Raw genomic sequence first — 1,202 nt, 5'->3', positions numbered from 1 at the left:
CGCTACCCGGTGTCTACTATGACATTCATTGCTATTCTGTTTACCTCGGGTCTGGATGTTGGACTCATTATGTTCCCGCTGACAGAGTTCCCGGTTTATGCCGATATAAAGGAAAACAGCGAGTACGCTTTTGCCAACCCTTTGGCTATTGAGTTTGGCTTCTGGGGCTTTCTGGTCTGGGCCATTTACTTTGTCACTTGTTTTTATTTCTGCGCAATTGAACCCAAGGTTAAATTCTTTGAGATTACCTGGGTTAAGTGGATTAATAACATCGTGATAATTGGCACCTGTGCTTTTACCGCGCATTTGTTATTTGCGAACTTGAGCTGGTATTTACCCAGTATTGCGGTTAGCGAAGGCTTCCCCTGGTACTACGCGCTGATTGTCGGCGGCACCATTTTATTTGCGGTGTACTCAAGTACCGAGCTTAAGTTTGTTAAGATTCTTAGCTTGTCATCTGGTGGGCTGTTCTTTGCGTTAATTCTTGGGCTAGGCAGTATCGCTTTACTGTCTGACAATGTTTCTGCGCCTGACTATTTTAGTACCTTACCCTTATTGACCGACTACTTTGAACATCTACACCGGTTTGTTCTGCCGATTAATGATTACCATGCGTTTTACCTGTTCTGGTGGTTTGCCTGGAGCATTATGATTGGTCAGTTCACCGCGCGCTTTGTTGGTAACATGCGCACCATTTGGCTGTTCTTAGCCATGCTGATATGGCCGTCATTGTCCATTGGTCTCTGGTTTAGTGTTTTATACTTATTCCACTTAAAAGGACTGGATACTTCCGGATTCATTAATCTGGCGATGGTGTTTGTTGGAATTGTTTTCGTGATCAACTCGCTGGACTCTTTAATCCGGCTTTATTCCGACAACCTGAACTTGACAGTAGCGCGTTTTGGCAAACAAAAATATATGGCCTTACATGCCTTTTTGATGATGTCATTAACTGTACTATTTAGCGTTCAGTTTATAAAAATTCAGTGGGTTGGTGCGTTGGTTATTGGTATTGGTTTGTGTTGCTTTGTTTACATCGCGCTTGGTAAGCAACAGCAGCCGCTGCCTAAAACTGAGGCATTGGTACCAATGCCTACGAAGAAGAAGTAACCTGATGCCATTGCATCAGGTTATGTTCAGTCCCCAGTCGTTATAGGCTGCTTGCGCGAGTTCATCCCGGAATTTAGGATCGGCAATATGAA

General features: G+C 43.9%; 1 protein-coding gene. It reads left to right on the top strand.

All coding sequences use genetic code 11. From position 1 onward, the window contains the following. A partial coding sequence (locus B3180_RS05185) for a BCCT family transporter (protein ID WP_286843410.1) occupies positions 1 to 1,110 on the top strand: 1,110 nt, incomplete at its 5' end. Positions 1,111 to 1,202 lie beyond the last annotated feature (92 nt).

It is taken from the genome of Idiomarina sp. UBA4206 (assembly GCF_002383015.1).
GTDB lineage: Bacteria > Pseudomonadota > Gammaproteobacteria > Enterobacterales > Alteromonadaceae > Idiomarina > Idiomarina abyssalis.
Note: the sequence above shows the minus strand (reverse complement) of the source record. Positions and strands in the feature narration are given on the sequence as shown.